Below are 15,284 nucleotides of genomic sequence, written 5' to 3'. Positions count from 1 at the left end.
GGATCCAATCTGTGAAGACGACGCGTGAGCTCCGCAGGCGAGCGGCATCGTACAAAAACGTTTGGTTCAACCTAGTTCGCGGATGCCTGGAGCAACAGTCCCAGAGTGGCAGCTTGGGCGGCGATTGCTGACAGAATGGCAGCAGGAGGATTGCCATGCCCACACCCCTCAGCGAGATCATCGCGACCGAGCGTCTCGCGCTGCGTCCGCTCACCGATTCGACGACCTTCGAGCGCTCGGTCACGTGGGTGCACAACTCCGACCTCAACGACCCGACGCCGTTCGTTTCCGAGGGTCAGTTGCTGCTCACAACCGGGCGCCAGTTCGTCGATAACGCCGCCCAGAGCACCGTACCGCCCGCCGAGCCCGCCGCCGATCCGACCGCCGGGGCCGACTTCGATTCCTACGTCGCTCGGCTCGTGGCCGCCGGGGTTGCAGCCATCGGTTTCGGCACCGAGGTGATCACCCACGGAGTGCCCGCCGGGCTCGTCGCCGCGTGCGCCTCCGCCGGTTTGCCGCTCTTCGAAGTGCCGTACCGCATCCCGTTCATCGCCATCAGCCGCCTCGTCGCCGACAACGAAGCCGAACAAACCCGCGCCGGATTCGACCGCGCGCTCGCCGCCCAAAACGACATCGCTCGCGCCGCCGTCGGCAAAGGCCGCCTCGCCGCTGCTGCCGCTGTCGCCGCTGAACGACTCGGCTGCCGCGTGTGGATTTTCGACGCCGACGGCGAGCTCGTGAGCGAACCCGGCGACAGCCGCAAGCCGACACGATCCGCGGATGCCGCCCCCGGCATCCACAAATCCGTCACTGATCTGCTGGGTCGGGCTCGTCGCGCGCGCGTCGCTGATGACGCAGTGGACGAGCATCGCGTCGTGCAGACTCTCGGCTCCACCGGGAGGCTGTGCGGGGCCATCGCGTGGGTTCGCGACTCCGAATTTGGGGCGCTCGATCGTTCGGTCATGACAGTGTTGGCGGCGCTCGCCGAGGTGTCGCTCGAGCAGACCGAGAACTTGCGGGTGGGGCATCGGGCGATTCTGGAGCAGTTGTTCCAGTTGCTCAAGGACGGCCGGGTCGACAGCGTGCGGCGGGCAGTGCGGGTGGCGGGCATCGAGTTGCCGGCCGACCGGTTTGCGGTCGCGGCGCTCGATCTCAGCGAGACGAGTGCGAGTGTGCGCGACGTGCTCGAGCGGCGGGCGGCGCGTTCAGACAGTCGCATTTTCGCGGTGGCGGATGGTCGCCACTTGCTCGTGCTGATCGACGCGAAGCAACTCGCGGCCGAGCGTCGGTTCTTTGCCGCGAGCGATCTCACGGTCGGGCTCTCGGCCGAGGTCGGCTGGCCCGAACTCACGGTCGCGATCACTCAGGCCGTTCGCTCGCTCGAAGCATCACCGCCGGCCACGGTCACCGAATTCGCGAGTCTCGTTGGCGAGAGTTTCTTCGGCCTGCTGGCGTCGAGTTCGGTCGCCGATATCGCTCACGCCAGGCTCGCGAGCGTCATCGAATCCACCGAGGGTCTCGGGCTGCTGCGGTTCGCGCAAGTGTGGCTGCGGCACAACGGGCAGTGGGATCCCGCGGCGCGCGAGTTGGGCATTCATCGGCACGGTTTGAAGTCGCGGATGCAGCGGCTCTCCGAGCTCACCAATCTGAGTCTCGACACCTTCCAGGGGCGGGCCGAATTGTGGGCGATGTTGGCCGCGATCGACCTCGGCGAAAAACCCTAACTTCCAATTTTCAGGATTTCGGATGTAGCCTACGAACAATTCTCGGCGGCGTCGCCGGTCCTTTTCGAGCAGCGAGGAACCTCTCATGAAGACTTTTCAAGTGATCAATCCCTACACCGGCGAAGAGGGCACAGCGCACCCCGCCGTGAGCGACGAAGTGATTGAGCAAATCGTCGCCGCAGCCCACTCTGAGTACAACGGTGGAATGAACCGTGATCAGGTAAAAGAGCGTGCAGCGATCGTCACTCGAATCGCGGATCTCCTCACCGAACGTTCGGCTCAATTTGGCGAAATTATCGTGCGCGAAATGGGCAAGCCACTGGCGCAAGCGGTGGGCGAAGTGGAGTTCTCGGCTGACATTTTCCGCTACTTCGCCGACAACGCCGAAGAGTTTCTCGCCGACGAGCAAATTCCTGCCGGAGCCGGCACAGCGTGGATTCGCAAGAGCCCCATCGGCCCAGTTCTTGGCATCATGCCGTGGAACTTTCCGATCTACCAGATCGCCCGATTTGCTGGCCCGAGCATCATCCTCGGCAACCCCGTTTTGGTGAAGCCAGCCCAGCAGTGCCCCGAGTCATCGGCAGCACTTGAAGCTCTCATTCATGAGGCCGGTTTGCCGATCGGTGGCTACCAAAATGTGCTCGCCGACAACGACCAAATCGCCGCGATGATCGACGACCCCCGCATTCAGGGCGTCTCGCTCACGGGCTCCGAGCGTGCCGGCGCGATCGTGGGTGCTGCGGCCGGAACCAACCTCAAGAAGAGCGTGCTCGAACTGGGGGGCTCAGACCCGTTCATCCTCATGTCGACCGACGACATGGACGCCACCGTTGAGGCTGCCGTCGCGGCCCGCATCGACAACAACGGTCAGGCCTGCAACGGCGCGAAGCGCTTCGTCATCATCGACTCACTCTACGAAGAATTCGCCAAGAAGTTCAGCGCCGCAATGGGAGCCATCACCGTGGGCGACCCCATGGACGCAAGCACCGAGCTCGGCCCGCTGTGTTCAGTCGCCGCAGCCAAGGGGCTTGAAGAGCAGGTAGCCGAAGCGGTTGCCGCTGGCGCTACCTTGCGCGTCGGAACCGGCAAGCGCGACGGCACCAAGTTCGCCCCCGCCGTGCTCGAAAACATCAGCCCCGAGAACCCCGCGTACATCACGGAGTTCTTCGGACCGGTCGCTCAACTGCACCGCGTCAGCAGCGAAGAAGAAGCCATCACGCTCGCCAACGCAACGCCGTTCGGGCTCGGCTCGTACGTCTTCACGACGGATGCCGACCAGGCCGACCGCCTCGCTGACGGCATCGACGCTGGCATGGTTTACATCAACGAGGTCGGGGCGGATGCTCCCGAGTTGCCCTTCGGTGGAGTCAAGAACTCCGGCACCGGTCGCGAACTCGGTGCCCACGGCATCGACGAGTTCATGAACCGCAAGCTGGTCAAGCGCCCGTAACCGGGTTGCGCGCTCGGCGGCAGACTCACTGCCGCTGAGCGCCAGCAATCCAGAGCCGAACAGACGAGCTACGGCTACGCGTCTCCCGCAAGGGATCGCGTGCCCGTGGCTCGTCTTTTCTTTCCCAGAGCGTCGTAGCAGTCCGCGAGTTCGCGGTTCGCTCCGGCGAGCATGTCGGCGTCGCCGCGGGCGTTCTTCACGACTGTCTTGAGCAGCTTGATCGCGTCTTTGGGGCGGCCCATTTCAGTAAGAACTCCAGCGGCAAAGCGTTCGATGTGCAGCGCACCGCTTGGATCATTGGCGGTCCGCAACGCGGCGGCGGCCTTCGTGGCCTGGGCGACGGCATCCTGATTGTCGCCCAGAATGTGCAGAGCGCGGGCCTTGGCGGCGAGCGTTGCCGCCCACATCCACGGTGCCTGATTGGCGAGGGTGTCGGCCTCGACTTCGGCGAAGGTGGTGAGTGCGTCACGATCGCCCAGACGTGCTTGAGTGGTGCCGAGGTCGTGCAGCACGCCGAGGTAAATTACCCCGTCACCCTGCGATTCACGCACAGCGGCGGCAGCGGTCAGCAAGGCCGAGCGCGCGGCAGCATGGTCGTCGCGGGCGGTGTGGATGCCGGCCACGCTGCGGGTGACGCGGGCGGCGTCATCGAGAGCGCCGACCTCGGTGTACAGACTGGCGGCCATCGTCCAGACCTGGATAGCGGAATCCAGTTGTTTCGTCGCTGCCAGCGAGTGCGCCATGAACTCGAGGCTCTCTGCGCGAGCTTCTGCCGGAGCGCCGCTGGTGGTCTCGTGGTTGTAGATCTCCGTGAGCATCGCGATGGCTTCGGGGTGGCTGTCGGTCATCACGAGCAGGTTTGCGACCGCTTTGCGGGCTTCCGTGTCGTCGAGGTTGAGCTCGTGGGCCAGTTCGATGGCGTCGCGGAAGCGCCCGAGAGCGATCGCGCGCTCCTGAGCATCCACCGCCATCCGACCCCCAAGAATGGTCGTGTGGTAGAGCCGGTCGGGAAGGTCGATGGCGTCGTAGAGGTCGATGGCCTGGTTCACCGCCAGAAGGGCCTCGCTCGCCCGGCCGACACCCGCGAGCGCCATCGCGGAGAAACTGTTGGCCTCGGCGTGGGCGGTGCGATTGCGTGCGGTCGCGAGGAGCATGGTGCTGTACTCCAGCATCCGCTCGGCATTGCCGTCGGCGAAGGCAATCTTCATGAGATGGCGGGCGGCGAAGAATTGGGTCGAGCCGGGGTCGTCGGCGGCGTTCGCTTGGAGGTACGCAAGCCCGGCGGTCGAGTGGAGGCGCTCCTTCTCGGCTGAGGGCTGGCGGGTCAGTACATCGGCGAGAGCGAGCAGGGCCAGCGCGTGAAGTCGGGGCGGCAACTCGTCGCCGTTCATCGTTTCGCGTTCGAGGGCGGCAAGGTCGTACGGCTCGGCGCTGCCGAAGAAAGCCAACCCCGTGCGGGCCTGGCTTGCGGCTTCGAGGGGCTTGCCCAGCTCAAGCAATAGCGTGTGACGTTGGAGTGCGACTGCTTCTGCGGTCTCCAGCTGGCCCAAGCGCACGCAGCAGGTGGCAACGATCCCGAGCGCGACGACTCGCACTGCTCCCGTGGTGAGGTGCGCCGCTTGAAGGGCGGCACTCAGGGCCGGGGCGAAAGCCTCAGCGGCGAACAGCTCTTCAGCGCGAAGCAACCACTGTTGGCCCTCAGTGGGAGCGTCGATGTCAGAAAGAGCGAAGGCCATCTTTCAATTATCGCGACCTCTACTGAAAGCGCACTCCCCGCCTTCGCGGGGTAGAGCAGCTCGCCGCGGTGCCAGTGCGGCACCGCGGCGAACAAAAAACCCGTTAGTTGGCGCCCTCCGCAATCGCGCGCGCGGCAGCAGCATCCGAGGTCCGTCCCAGCTTCTCGAGGCTCTCCGCGAGGTCGAACGCGGTGATCTGGTGCAGCTGGGGATGCTCGGCAGTCTGCTCCATCACTGAGTTCAGCACGGCAACGGCTTCATCGTGACGGCCTTCGCCGGCGAGAATACTCGCGACGAAGCGTTCGCAGTTAGCGCCGGCGATGGGATCTCCAGCAGCACGGTATTCATCGGCGGCGGTGAGGGCGAGGCTGACAGCTTTCTTGGGCTTGCCCAAGCTGGCGAGAGCTCGCGCCTTCGAATCGGTGACGTCGGCGTGCAACCAGTCGGCGCCGTGTTCAGCCGCGAGGGCAAGCACCTCATCGAGCTGCTTGAGGCCTTCCTTCTTGCCCGCTTCAGCGTGCGCGCGGCCCGACTGGTGAAGCACCCGCACGAGAAGGTTGAGGTTCTCGGGGGTGGCTCGGGCGTGGGTTACTGCCTGTTCAAGCAACGCCGCAGCACTGTCGTGATCGCCGTATTGGGCGTGCAGGCCAGCGTTGTCGGCGAGCGTGCGTGCCGCGCTCTGGGTGTCTTCGGCCTCGAGGTAGAGCTCGGTCGCGGTCTCCCACGTGCCCACAGCAGAGCCGGGTTCGCCGGCATCCGCGAAGCCATGGCCAAGCCAGTAGAGGGTCTCACCGCGGCTTCCCGGGGGAGCCTCGGCGGCAGTCTCTTCTTCGTAGAGCGACAGCAGCAGGTCAATGCCTTCGGATGACTCGCCGGCGCGAACCAGAGAGCGGCCGAGGGCGTAGCGCGCCCCCACGGTGTCGATCTCGAGGCGTTCGGCGTAGCGAACTCCGAGGCGGAACCGGCTGGCGGCATCCGAGAACGCTTCTGCCTCGTCGTAGAGCCGACCGGCGAGAATGGTCATGTCGTGCAGGGGACCGACCGCGTCGATCGCGTGAGCACACTCAGCGGCGGCATCAGCGCTCGCGGCAGCCTCAGCAAACTCACCGCTGCCGCCCAAGATACGAGCCCGCAGAGCGTGGGCATGCGCCAGAACGCCGCGATTGGATGTCGACTCCAGCAGTTCGGCGACATACGCGAGTGCGCCATCGGTGTCGCCCGCGCTCGCCGCGAGGTCGGAGAGATACCGCAGTGCGTGGTCGCGCAGCAGGGGCGCCTCTCCTTCTTTGGCGTGGGTGAGGGCGCTCGTCGCGAGCTCGGTCGCCGCCTCGAGGTTGGGCTCTTCGCCGCGCAGCAGCACGCTCAACAGTGACACTTCGAGGTCAGCCCGCTGAGCAGGAGCAAGGGCGCTCGACGCATCGACCGCGATACGGAGGGCATCGAGGTCGTCCTGCTCGGCGCGGCCAAACAGAGAGAGGCCGAGAAGTTCTTCGAGCGTCGCTTGAGCGTCATCGCCATGCTCGCGCAGGGCAGGGATGCGAGTGGCGAGCAACGTCTCAGCTTCTGCCAGATCGCCGGAGGCGACGAGTCGCGCAATCAGGGAACTGAGCGCGGCCGTGTGCTCCTGGCCCGTCGTGAGCTGGACTGCCGTGCGCGCGGCGGGCAGTGCGGGAGCAAGCCAGCCGATCGCGAGCAGTTCTTGGGCGCGCAGCAACCAGCCAGCGCCATCCGTCGGTTCGTCATCTGCGGGGGTGGTGAGGCCGAGAGTTTCGCTCGTGAGAGGCAGGTCGAAGCGTTCGTTAGCGAGTTCGTGTGCTTTCTGGATGCGGCGGGCGCGGTAGTCGTTGCCCGCGCGCTCGTCGAACTGGTCGCCGATCTTTGCCGCAGCAGCCCACATGACAGCGCCGAGTTCTTCGGCCGTCCACGCGCCGTCGTGTTCTCCGAAGAGCCCCACGAGTTCACGGTTTTCGGCACCGCGAACGGTTTGGCTGCCGAATCCAGCGCGGGTCACAGCGTCGAGCAGCACTCCGGCAGCAACGAGACCCGAGAACTGGTTGTCGGCGTTGAGCTGGTCGTGCACGAACCACGAGAGGTGGCGTTCGAGCATGGCCAAGCCGCGAGCTTCGTTGCCGGTGACGGCGCAGAAGATGAAGTGGTTGGCGATGATTCCGAGGTTGTCGGCGTTGTCGCGGGCGAGGGTGTAGCTGCGAAAGTGGGCGGCCTTGGCGTCGTCAAAGCGACCGACGCGAAGGTAGGGCAGGAGGGCCCGCGAGAGTGCCGCCTCTGGCTCGTCGCCGCAGCTGTAACCGCCAGCGATGAGTTCATCGAACAGCACGATCGCTTCAGCATCGCGACCGGTTTCGGTGAGGAACCCGCTCGAGTCGCTGCGCACGCAGGCATCGCAGTGGCTGTATTCGTCGCGCGGGGTCGCAATTAGTTGGGTGCGGAGAGCCTCGGCCCGCTCAAGTTCGCCAAGGCGCCACGCTGTTGAAAACTGTGACGTCAAGACTCCACTCTGGCCGATGCCCGCCGCGCGGTAGTGCGTCGCCATATCGGCGAGCGCACCATCGATGTCGGCTGTGTCGAAGATGGGAGAGCTTGCAAGCGCGCTGGCAATCCATTTGAACTGCCACATGAGGCCAGCACCTTCGTGCCCGATGTCATCCGGAAAACGCACCGGGTCTTCGTCGTGTTTTGCCAGGCACCACGCGAACGATGACAGCAGCACCTCGGTATCGCCGCCCATATTGGCGGATGCCGTCAGTCGAACCCGGGCGCGGTATTCGAGTTCTTCGTCCCCGATTTCGACCGCCAGCGCGATCGCTTCTTCGACGCGGGCGCGTTCCTCGGGCCCGTACGCGATGGAGTCAATTTCGCGGAACAGTTCGTTGATGCGGTCGGCGCTCATAGGGGAGAACTTTCTGGGAGGGAATCACCGAGTGCGACACTCATGGCAATCAGATCGGACATGGAATTGGTCATCATGGCGCGGTCGCGCACGCTGAGGGGGCGTTGGCTCGTGAGTAGTGCTTGAACGTAAAGCAGCTCGATGGTGCGAGAGAAGACGGCGTCATCGCGCAGGGTGGAGAGGGTGACGACAACGGGATTGTTCCAGTTGAGGCAGAGGCGCGCGAGACTCTTGCTGGTGCCGTCGCTCGCGAGGCGATCTTCGGCGAAGGCATCCATTTTGCCGAGCACGTTCTTCCACAGCCCCGGGCGGCTGATCTCGCGGGCACTGCGGCGGTCGATGGAGCGCAGCACTTCAGGGTCAGCCAAGTAGAGGCCGGTGACGTCGGCGGCGGGCACTCCGCGCACGATCACGGCGCAGTCAGCATCGGCGAGCACGGCACTGGCGCGGTCTTCGAGTTTCGCGACGACGCTGCGCACCTCCAGCGGCGGCACTTCGAGAAAATCGAGCTCGTCAAGCACACTCACGCGGTCGACGGTGAGGCCGTCCACAATCGTGGGCAGCATCCGCGCTATCTCGGTGTCGTAGATGTAGCCACCGTTGATCACCGGGCGGTCGGGGCTCGCGATGCTGGCGATCTGGCGAAATTCGTCCACCGTTTCGGCGTAGCGCAACTGCGTGTGATCGCGCGTGAGACTCTCGATGGTCATGCGCCCGAGAGTTGTTTCGACGCTGAGCCAGGGCGTGATGAACTTCGCGAGCTCTTCGTCGTAAATCACGAGCGACTTGAGGGCGAGCGCATGAATCTGCACAAAGTCGTTCAGCTGGGCCGGATGCCGGGCCGCCATCTCCAGCACCCACTGTCGCAGTACGGTGCCGATGGCGGTGCGCGTGTGCTCCAGGATGTCGTCGTCGACGAGCGATTCGCGGCTGGCCGTGGGAGTGAGCGCGGTGCTGTTCAGCACGACGCGCACGAAGAACGCCCAGTCGGGAACGAGCGCATCCACGTTTTCACTCAGCAACATGCGGCCGAGGTAGACGCGGTTCGCCTGCCGGGCGCCGGGCGGTGGCGAACTCGGCAGCACGTACGCAACGCCGGTGGTGTTCGTGCCGGGCACGCTCAGCGGGATCGCGGCAAAGGGCTCAACGCCCAACAGCTCGCTGCCGTACCGAAGCAGGTCGGATGCCGACGCCGTGTGCGCCTCGAGAAACGGAGCCTCGTGCGTGACCGTCTCGCTGCCGCCGCCGGGCAAGTCAACGCGCACGCCTACGGGCAAGAACTCGGCGAAGGTGCGCGCGAGCGACAACACAGTGGGGGTACTCAACAGGTCGTGCTGATCGAAGCGCGGCTTGAGCGAGACGGTGGTGCCGATGGGCAGGTCGCCCTCCAACTCACGCACGCTGAAGGTGCCGTCGCTGTTGCCGATCCATTCGACCGGGGCTGAGCCGCGAGCGGAGCGTGACTGAATCACGATCTGGTCGGCCACCATGAAGCAGCTGAGCAATCCGATACCGAACTGGCCGAGGTAGTCGCTGCGGGGCAGATCAAAGATGTCGCGCTTGGATGATCGGCCCACGGTCGACAACAGCTCGGTCATCTCGTCGGCAGTGAGCCCGACACCGTCATCCTGAAACTGGAAGGTGTCGTTGTGTTCGCTCAGGGGAGTGATGCGGATGCCGCGGCTCGCGTCAGCTCCGTCGAGCTCGGCTCGCGCCGCGAGGGCGTCGCGCCCGTTCTGCAGTAGCTCACGCAAATATACGCGCGGACTGGAGTAAATGTGCTTGCTCAGGAGGTCGACAACCCCCGTGAGATTCACTTGAAAGGACTGGAGATCGTCTCGGGAATCGGCGTTCACTAGAAGAGTCTCTCACTTGATAAAGAATCTCTCGAAGTACTCAGCGTTCGTCTAGCCACGAACGGTCGCGCGGGTATAAAGTTGAGTCATACCAACTCAAGTTTGTGGAGGGTTTTAAATGGCGAACATGCAGGGTGCCCCGGGTACTGACGAAGAGCAAGAAAGTGCTCTTGAGAAGTACGGCGTCAATCTCACTGAGATCGCGCGCAGCGGCAAACTCGACCCCGTCATCGGGCGTGACTCAGAAATTCGGCGCGTCAGCCAAGTTCTCACGCGTCGCACTAAGAACAACCCTGTTCTCATCGGAGAACCCGGCGTGGGCAAGACGGCAGTCGTTGAAGGCCTCGCTCAGCGCATCATCGCGGGCGACGTCGCCGACTCCCTCAAAGGCAAGCAGCTCATCTCCCTCGACCTCGCCGCTCTTGTGGCCGGCGCGAAGTACCGCGGAGAGTTCGAAGAGCGCCTCAAGGCTGTGCTCAAGGAGATCAAAGACTCCGATGGCGAGATCATCACTTTCATCGACGAACTCCACACCCTCATGGGGGCGGGCGGCGGCGAAGGGTCGGTCGCGGCCTCCAACATGCTCAAGCCCATGCTGGCCCGTGGTGAATTGCGCCTGATTGGCGCCACGACGCTCGACGAATACCGTCAATACATCGAGAAGGATGCCGCCCTCGAGCGACGCTTTCAGCAAGTCTTCGTCGGTGAGCCGTCGGTCGAGGACACCGTGGCAATTCTGCGTGGCCTCAAAGAGCGGTACGAAGCCCACCACAAAGTCGCGATCGCTGACTCGGCACTCGTCGCTGCAGCAACCCTCAGCAACCGTTACATCTCGGGCCGCAAGCTTCCCGACAAGGCCATCGACCTGATCGACGAGGCCGCGAGCCACCTCAAGATGGAGATCGACTCCTCTCCTGTTGAGATCGATCAACTCAAGCGTGCCGTCGACCGGCTGCGCATCGAAGAACTCGCCCTCAAGAAAGAAAAGGACGAGGCCTCCAAGGCTCGCCTAGCCAAGCTTCGCGAAGACCTCGTGGTGCAAAGCAAAGAATTGAGCGAACTCGAAGCGCGCTGGAAGATCGAAAAGTCGAGCCTCACCGGTGTTGGCGACCTCAAGACTCGCCTCAACGACGCCCGCATCAGGCTCGACCGCGCCATGCGTGACGGCGAATATCAGAAGGCCTCCAAGCTCAACTACGAGACAATCCCAGAAATCGAAGACGCAATCGCTACGGCCGAGAGCAACGAGCCCACCGGCCCCCGCATGGTCAATGACCAGGTGACCGAGGAGGACATTGCTGCCGTCGTCGCTGCCTGGACAGGCATTCCCGTCGACCGCCTCACCGAGGGCGAGACCGAGAAGCTGCTTCACCTCGAAGCGGAGCTTGGCAAGCGCCTCATCGGCCAAAAGGAAGCTGTGCAAGCGGTCTCCGAAGCTGTGCGCCGCACGCGCGCTGGAATTTCTGACCCCGATCGCCCGACCGGTTCGTTCCTCTTCCTCGGCCCCACCGGTGTCGGAAAGACCGAGCTGGCCAAGGCCCTCGCGCAATACCTCTTCAACGACGAGAAAGCTCTTGTTCGCATCGACATGAGCGAATATGGCGAGAAGTTCTCCGTGTCGCGACTCGTTGGTGCCCCTCCCGGCTACGTCGGATTCGAGCAGGGCGGTCAGCTGACCGAGGCCGTGCGCCGTCGCCCCTACTCGGTGATCCTGCTCGACGAAGTAGAGAAGGCCCACCCCGAGGTCTTCGACATCCTGCTGCAGGTTCTTGACGACGGTCGACTGACCGACGGCCAGGGCCGCACCGTCGACTTCCGCAACGTGATCCTGATTCTCACCAGCAACTTGGGCAGCCAGTTCATTACTGACCAGGAGTTGCCGTGGGATGCCCGCAAGGCCGCCGTTGACGATCTCGTGCGCAAGTCGTTTAAGCCCGAGTTCATCAACCGTCTTGACGACATCGTGGTCTTCCAGCCGCTGTCGACCGACGACCTCAGCCAGATCGTCGAGCTCGATATCGACCGTCTCGGCAAGCGCCTCACCGATCGTCGCCTGCAGTTGGCGGTGACCCCGGATGCGCGCACGTGGCTTTCGGAGCGTGGCTACGACCCGATCTACGGTGCGCGTCCGCTGCGCCGTCTCATGCAGCGCGAAATCGACGACAAGCTCGCTAAGGCGTTGCTCGCCGGCGACATTCGCGATGGTGACACCGTGCTGGTCGGCGTCGCCGACAACGGTGAAGGTCTCCGCGTGTCTCGTTCCGAACCAGACGCTGGCTGAGTTACTTGTGCCAGCTAGGCGCGTGCCCGGAGCGCGCGCCTAAGGTGCGCTCCTAAAGAAACATCGGCCGATCGTCGTCGTTCTCGGTATCAATCGCGAGATCGACGACGACGGGAACGTGATCGCTCGGGCCATCGCCCTTGCGCTCTTCGCGGTCGATGGATGCCTCGGTGACGAGCTCGTCGAACGCGGGCGAGCCCATCACGAAGTCGATGCGCATGCCCTCGTTGCGAGGAAAACGTAGGCGCTGGTAATCCCAGTAGGTGTAGCCCTCGATGTTGCGGCTGCGCAGTGCATCGATCATCCCGGCCTCTTCGAAAGCGCGAAAAGCCGCGCGCTCGGCGTCGCTCACGTGAGTCTTGCCCTCGAACGCGGCGATGTCCCAGACATCGTGATCGAAGGGCGCGATGTTGAAGTCACCCATCAGCGCCAGAGGCTGCTCAGGGTTCTCGCTCATCCACTGGGCGGCCTGCGTCTTAAGGTTCGCGAGCCACTCCAACTTGTAGGGGTAGTGCGGGTTGTCGAGCTCGCGGCCGTTCGGCACATACAAGCTCCAGAGGCGTGCGCCTTCGACCGTAACGCCAATGGCGCGGGCTTCGATGGGCACGGTGCCGTCATCGAGAGCCTTGCCGAAACCGGGCTGGGTATCGAAGCCGATCGTCACGTCATCCATGGGAAGGCGGCTCGCGAAAGCGACGCCGTTCCACTGGCTCAGCCCGTGAAGCTCGACCTCGTAGCCCGCCTCAGTGAACGCTTCCATCGGAAACTGTTCCGGCTTGCACTTGATCTCTTGCATCGCAAGAACGTCAATATCTTCGCGAAGAAGCCAGTCGACGACGCGACCAACTCGGGTTCTGATGGAGTTCACGTTCCAGGTGGCGATGCGCATGCTTCAACGTTAATAGGTCTACCCCTGAATTGGGCGACGACAGTGTCGGAGCCACCGCGTACAGTCAGAACATGAACCCGCTGAGTCTCGCCGACGCCGAAGCGGAGCAGTGTCTCGAACAGGCCAAGCAGGCGGAACAGGCCGATCGCCTTGACCGGCGCAACGCCATCATCGTGGCCATCTTGGGCTTTATCGGCGTCGTTTTCTCGGGCGCTTTGCTGATCCTGGGCCAGGGCAGCCTTTAAGGGATTGCCCGCAATGGGTATTCTGTACTCGTGACCGACGCCAAGCAGCAGCTCATTGAGCACATTTCCGCCGATGCCGTGTTCCACGGCGACTTCACTCTGACGAGCGGAAAGAAGGCCTCCTACTACGTCGACATGCGTCGCGTGAGCCTCGACCACCGCGTCGCCCCGCTGATCGGTCAGGTCATGATTGACCTCATCGCCGACGTTCCCGACATCTTCGCTGTCGGCGGGATGACGATGGGCGCCGACCCGATCGCTTCCGCCATTCTTCACCAGGGTGCCGCTCGCGGCCTCAATTACCATGCCTTCGTTGTTCGCAAGGAGCCCAAGGATCACGGCCGCGGCCGTCAGGTCGAAGGCCCCGAGCTTGAGGGCAAGCGCGTCATCGTTCTCGAAGACACCTCCACCACGGGTGGCTCGCCGCTCGCCGCGATCGAAGCTCTCGAAAAGGTCGGTGCGATTATTGCCGGCGTTGCCGTGGTTGTGGATCGGGATACGGGCGCCAAGGAGCGCATCGAGGCCGCTGGCTACCCCTACTACTCCGCGATTGGGCTGGGTGAACTGGGGCTGACTCCGTGACATCCGGAGAGAATTCCTCGGGAGCCGGCGACGGCAACGAGCCTCGACAGTCCTTCTTCAACTGGGGGCTGACTCCGAGTGACCCCGAGGCGACTCCGGAGACTCCGGCGTCACCGCCCGGCGATGCTGTGGACCCGAGCGAGCCCGAGGAGCCCACCCGCGTGCTGCCTCGCCAGACAGAGGAGCCCACCCGCGCGCTGCCTCGCCAATTTGACGTGGATGCCGGGGCGGCGGAGGCGCCCACGCCACGAGCTTCGGCGGCACCTCCGATTCCTCCCGTGCTGCCAGCCGCACCCGCCGCACCCGCAACACCGGTCGCACCGGCAGCACCGGTCGCCCCTGCCGCAAACGCGCTCCAAGTCCCGCTGCCTCCGCTAACTCCCGCTCCGGCAACGTCCGCGGCCGCGGCGCCCCTGGCCGTTCCAGAAGTGACTGGGCTACTCAGGCTGCCTCCCCTCGACGACGAGAACCGGCCCGCGCCCACTCCCGAGCCCGAGCCCGAGCCCGAGCCCGCGCCCACTCCCGAGCCCGAGCCCGCGCCCACTGCGCAGCCGGCGCCGCTCGTTGAGCCGCCCGCAACCGAAGCGATGAACATCGCGGAGTTGCCGACGAGCGCAATGAACCTCAGCGACTTGCCCACGGGCGCAATGGATGTCGCAGACCTGCCCACCGGTGCAATGGACATCAGCGATCTCCCCACCGGCGCAATGGATGTCGCTGACCTGCCCACGGCAGCAATGGATGCTCCCACCCGGCGTCAGAGCCATTTCCCTCCCGGCGTTGATCCCGCCCTCGAGGGCGCCACCGAAATTCTGAGTGCTCAATCACTCGCCGGAATCTCAGCCGATGCAGAGTCCGTAGAGCACGATGCCGTGGGTGACCTTTTCGGCGAAGACAAATTTGTCGAGTACGAAGACCAACTCCTCACGCCTCAGCCGTCGGCTGTCGTCGTGCGACAGCGGGTTCCTCCACCTCCTCGCCCCCCGATTCCGCGCGGCCAATTGATCGCGATAGCGGTCGGCGGTGGGCTCGTTGCGGCACTGGCGCTGGTGGCACTGTTCCTGCTCGGTACGCGCATCGGGGAGAATGCTGAACCCGCAGTTGCGGTGTCGGCCAGTCCGACCGCTGTCCCCACAGAAACTCTTCCCGTCGTCGGGCCCGTGCCTCCCGGAACCTACCAATGGAACGAGATTGCGGGGGGCGAGTGCCTCGAACCCTTCGCCTCGGCGTGGGAACAGGAGTACACGGTTATTGACTGTGCTCAGCCGCACGCCGCGCAGCTCTTGACGGTCGGGACGTTTGAGGATGCCGCATCCGATCCTTATCCGGATGAGGGCGAGCTCGCGGCGCGCACCGCGCGAGCCTGTTCCACTGATGCCGTGATCGACTTCGCCGCGGCAGAGTCGTTTGCTGATCTGGAGATTACGGCAAGCTTCGCTGCGACGGCGTCCGAGTGGGATGCCGGAAACCGCGACTACTACTGCTTCGCGACGCGAGCGGGAGACGATGCCCTCACGGCATCCGTAGCTCAACCGCAAACGCCCGAAAACTAGCCCGCCGTAGTGGAGGGAGCACCTCCACCGCACTTCGCTCGCCGAGCGCGCGGCCGTCAG

10 protein-coding genes are annotated in these 15,284 nt (G+C 64.4%); 6 read left to right on the top strand and 4 right to left on the bottom strand.

The genetic code is table 11. The features are described 5' to 3' along the window. The first annotated feature begins 155 nt into the window (after positions 1-155). Positions 156-1,724 carry a PucR family transcriptional regulator gene (locus tag ESZ53_RS08725; protein WP_129072468.1) on the top strand — a complete coding sequence of 523 codons (1,569 nt, stop codon included), beginning with the start codon at positions 156-158 and terminating at the stop codon, positions 1,722-1,724. An 85-nt stretch (positions 1,725-1,809) separates the two neighbouring features. Then, on the top strand, positions 1,810-3,174 hold the full coding sequence (locus tag ESZ53_RS08720) for an NAD-dependent succinate-semialdehyde dehydrogenase (RefSeq protein ID WP_129072467.1): 1,365 nt from the start codon (positions 1,810-1,812) through the stop codon (positions 3,172-3,174). Between the two features lie 74 nt (positions 3,175-3,248). Here ESZ53_RS08720 and ESZ53_RS08715 read toward each other — a convergent pair whose 3' ends face one another. The 3 genes from ESZ53_RS08715 to ESZ53_RS08705 form a co-directional block, all read right to left on the bottom strand. Continuing rightward, a complete protein-coding gene (locus ESZ53_RS08715; RefSeq protein ID WP_129072466.1) occupies positions 3,249-4,910 on the bottom strand; it encodes a hypothetical protein in 1,662 nt (553 codons plus the stop codon). A gap of 103 nt (positions 4,911-5,013) precedes the next feature. Further along, on the bottom strand, positions 5,014-7,818 hold the full coding sequence (locus tag ESZ53_RS08710) for a hypothetical protein (protein ID WP_129072465.1): 2,805 nt from the start codon (positions 7,816-7,818) through the stop codon (positions 5,014-5,016). Continuing rightward, entirely contained in the window at positions 7,815-9,674 is a 1,860-nt protein-coding gene (locus ESZ53_RS08705) for an HSP90 family protein (protein ID WP_129072464.1), read from the bottom strand. The genes ESZ53_RS08710 and ESZ53_RS08705 overlap by 4 nt, the downstream gene beginning before the upstream one ends. 118 nt (positions 9,675-9,792) lie before the next feature. Between ESZ53_RS08705 and ESZ53_RS08700 the strand changes: the two genes are divergently transcribed. After that, complete coding sequence (locus ESZ53_RS08700; RefSeq protein WP_129072463.1) at positions 9,793-11,955, top strand: ATP-dependent Clp protease ATP-binding subunit; 2,163 nt, start codon at positions 9,793-9,795, stop codon at positions 11,953-11,955. A gap of 52 nt (positions 11,956-12,007) precedes the next feature. Here ESZ53_RS08700 and ESZ53_RS08695 read toward each other — a convergent pair whose 3' ends face one another. Then, positions 12,008-12,844, bottom strand: a complete 837-nt coding sequence (locus ESZ53_RS08695) for an exodeoxyribonuclease III (RefSeq protein WP_129072462.1) — start codon at positions 12,842-12,844, stop codon at positions 12,008-12,010. Between the two features lie 71 nt (positions 12,845-12,915). Between ESZ53_RS08695 and ESZ53_RS14340 the strand changes: the two genes are divergently transcribed. Genes ESZ53_RS14340 through ESZ53_RS08685 form a run of 3 tightly spaced genes read left to right on the top strand, consistent with a single transcriptional unit; the run spans position 12,916 to position 15,224 of the window. Continuing rightward, the gene (locus ESZ53_RS14340) at positions 12,916-13,089 is read left to right on the top strand and encodes a hypothetical protein (protein WP_168187213.1); all 174 of its coding nucleotides are present in this window, start codon (positions 12,916-12,918) and stop codon (positions 13,087-13,089) included. Positions 13,090-13,119: 30 nt separating this feature from the next. Then, entirely contained in the window at positions 13,120-13,671 is a 552-nt protein-coding gene (gene pyrE / locus ESZ53_RS08690; protein ID WP_129072461.1) for an orotate phosphoribosyltransferase, read from the top strand. Next, the gene (locus tag ESZ53_RS08685) at positions 13,668-15,224 is read left to right on the top strand and encodes a septum formation family protein (RefSeq protein WP_246837268.1); all 1,557 of its coding nucleotides are present in this window, start codon (positions 13,668-13,670) and stop codon (positions 15,222-15,224) included. Before pyrE ends, ESZ53_RS08685 begins: the two co-directional genes overlap by 4 nt. Positions 15,225-15,284: the final 60 nt, after the last annotated feature.

This window comes from Salinibacterium sp. UTAS2018 (genome assembly GCF_004118935.1).
Taxonomy (GTDB): Bacteria; Actinomycetota; Actinomycetes; order Actinomycetales; family Microbacteriaceae; genus Rhodoglobus.
Note: the sequence above shows the minus strand (reverse complement) of the source record. Positions and strands in the feature narration are given on the sequence as shown.